This is a genomic window from Neopararhizobium haloflavum (assembly GCF_002750855.1).
GTDB lineage: Bacteria > Pseudomonadota > Alphaproteobacteria > Rhizobiales > Rhizobiaceae > Georhizobium > Georhizobium haloflavum.
The window spans coordinates 1-2,550 of record NZ_NWUC01000025.1; the positions used below are offsets into that span (position 1 = coordinate 1).

General features: G+C 47.5%; 3 protein-coding genes. 2 read left to right on the forward strand and 1 reads right to left on the reverse strand.

Annotated elements, in window-relative coordinates:
* A partial coding sequence (locus CN673_RS21715; RefSeq protein WP_114149049.1) for a tetratricopeptide repeat protein occupies positions 1-920 on the forward strand: 920 nt, incomplete at its 5' end.
* A 93-nt stretch (positions 921-1,013) separates the two neighbouring features.
* Here CN673_RS21715 and CN673_RS21720 read toward each other — a convergent pair.
* Positions 1,014-1,205, reverse strand: a complete 192-nt coding sequence (locus CN673_RS21720) for a hypothetical protein (RefSeq protein ID WP_157928989.1) — start codon at positions 1,203-1,205, stop codon at positions 1,014-1,016.
* Positions 1,206-1,482: 277 nt separating this feature from the next.
* On the opposite strand from CN673_RS21720, the gene CN673_RS21725 reads away from it, so the two are divergent.
* On the forward strand, positions 1,483-2,310 hold the full coding sequence (locus CN673_RS21725; protein ID WP_245410019.1) for a serine/threonine-protein phosphatase: 828 nt from the start codon (positions 1,483-1,485) through the stop codon (positions 2,308-2,310).
* Positions 2,311-2,550: the final 240 nt, after the last annotated feature.

A 2,550-nucleotide genomic window follows, 5' to 3' on the forward strand; every position in this document is an offset into this window, starting at 1 on the left:
CAATTATCAAGTCGGTGATTGTTGAAGGAGAAAAATACAACTGTCCCAGTGAATTTGCACCAGTTACTATCCATGCTGTTGGCTCGTACAATGGAAATGTTTTTTACGACAAAACTGTGACCTTTGAACTCGGAGAAGCGTGTGAATATGGACTTCCAGAAGGTGTGGACAGAGCCCTCAGAAGGATCAACAAGGGAGAGAAATGCCGGGTCACCCTCAAAGGACCGCGGTTCACTTACGGCTCCAAATCCCCTGAGGGAGTAAACCTCCCATTGAATGCTGAGATTGAGTTCACCATCTTCTTGACGGACTTCGTGAAGGTTAAGGCCAGTTGGGAGATGACCGATGAAGAGAAAATCGAACATGGAAAGGTCCTGAAGGAGAAGGGCACCAAGTTCTTGAAGGAAAATAAGCTCCAATTGGCCCTGAACAAGTACGAAGCGATCGTTAATGTTTTGGAACATATGAAACCAACTCAGGACAGTCTAAAGGAAGAAGTGGACTCCGTTTTGATCGCTGCTTGGCTCAACTGCGCCTTGGTCAACATAAAATTGAATGAAACCGCGGAATGCATCAAATTCTGCGACAAAGTCTTGGAAAGGAAGCCCGACCATGTGAAGGCTCTCTACCGAAAGGCTCAAGCTTTGGAACATCGAACTGAATTGGAAGATGCCATCGCCGTGTATAAGAAGGTCTTGGAATTGGAGCCGGAAAACAAGGCGGCCGCCCAACAGATCCTGGTCTGCAATAAACTGATAGCCGAACTCTTGGCCAAGGAAAAGAAGAAATATTCGGGTCTCTTCGAGAAGTTGTCCAAGATGGAAGAAGCTGAACATGGAGATAAAATCGCCGACCATGACGCCCTCGAAGGAACCAGTGATCAGCCTCAGCAATCAGCCATGGAGGTGGAAGCGAACTAAATTATTTTATGATGTTACTCTGGCCATGTATGTACATTCATCGAGGATTTTCGTTAGACACAAAGCTGAGTTGGAATTGCGATCTCCGGCTGCTTACTTGCCTCTCATTTTGTCGCCGGCAGCATTCAGCTTGTCCTTCGTCGCATCCCGAGCGTTGGCGGCCATGTCGCCCGCCTTCTCTCTGGTCTCGTGCGCCGTGCCGGTCATCTTTTCCTTGGCGCTCTGGGCGGTGTCCTTCACCGAGTCCTTCATGTCGCCCATCTTGTCCTTGGCCTTCTCGAACATTCCCTTGTCTTCCATAGTTGCAGTTTGACATGACACCAACAACGACCGTATCACCATCGAATGGACCAACACCCCCGACGGAGCCGCCAAGCAGTTCCGCCGCGAATGGTTCCAAGGTGACGGTATGGTCCGCAGGAAGAACTTGCCCATTGAGTACAACCCTTAAGTTGTGTTCTTTTTGCCCCCTAAAATGACCAACGATGGTGATCTGAATGTCGACCACCTGATCACGCGACTTCTAGAAGTCCGCGGATGCCGGCCTGGAAAGACGGTGCAGATGTCTGAGAATGAGATCCGTGCTCTCTGTCACAAATCCCGGGAGATCTTCCTTTCTCAACCAATCTTACTGGAACTCGAAGCTCCGCTGAAAATCTGTGGTGATATTCACGGACAGTACAATGACCTCCTTCGTCTCTTTGAGTATGGTGGATTTCCTCCCGAGGCTAATTACCTTTTTTTGGGGGATTATGTGGATCGTGGAAAACAAAGTCTAGAGACTATCTGTCTGTTGTTGGCGTACAAGATTAAATACCCTGAGAACTTTTTCTTACTGCGCGGGAATCACGAATGTGCGTCGATCAACCGGATATACGGATTCTATGACGAATGTAAACGGCGGTTCTCGATAAAGTTGTGGAAAACGTTCACCGATTGTTTCAACTGTTTGCCCATCGCAGCTCTTATCGACGAGAAGATCTTCTGTTGCCATGGAGGTCTTTCTCCCGATCTACAAAACATGGAACAAATCAGACGGATAATGAGGCCAACTGATGTTCCCGACACGGGTCTACTGTGCGATTTGCTTTGGTCCGATCCCGACAAAGATGTGCAGGGATGGGGAGAAAACGACCGAGGAGTTTCCTTCACTTTCGGTCCCGATGTAGTCGCCAAATTCCTGAACAGACACGACCTCGATCTCATTTGTCGTGCTCATCAAGTGGTGGAAGATGGTTACGAGTTCTTTGCCAAAAGACAACTTGTCACACTGTTCTCTGCTCCCAATTACTGCGGAGAGTTCGACAATGCCGGAGGAATGATGAGTGTTGATGAAACGTTGATGTGCTCGTTCCAGATCTTAAAGCCGTCCGCAAAGAAGGTCAAATAATGTCTGAACATCGTTCGTTCTCTATAAGCTTTTTACTTTCGTATATTTAAATTCTCTAAACGAGTAGAGTCCCTCCTTCTTCATCCCATCCTCTTCCCTGTTCGACAAACGCTTAAAGGAAGTTAGTCTCTCGCTTAAAGGTCCGTTCGCCTGTTCCCCTTCCCTCCTTCTTTCTGTATACTTACCTCTTTATGTTGATGTTTGTTGTCTTTTATATAAACGACATGTATACTGGAAAAA

What these genes read in the sequence shown, in the direction of transcription:
- CN673_RS21720 (WP_157928989.1), bottom strand. Translation starts at nt 1,205, where the DNA reads ATGTTCGAGAAGGCCAAGGACAAGATGGGCGACATGAAGGACTCGGTG.
- CN673_RS21725 (WP_245410019.1), top strand. Translation starts at nt 1,483, where the DNA reads ATGTCTGAGAATGAGATCCGTGCTCTCTGTCACAAATCCCGGGAGATC.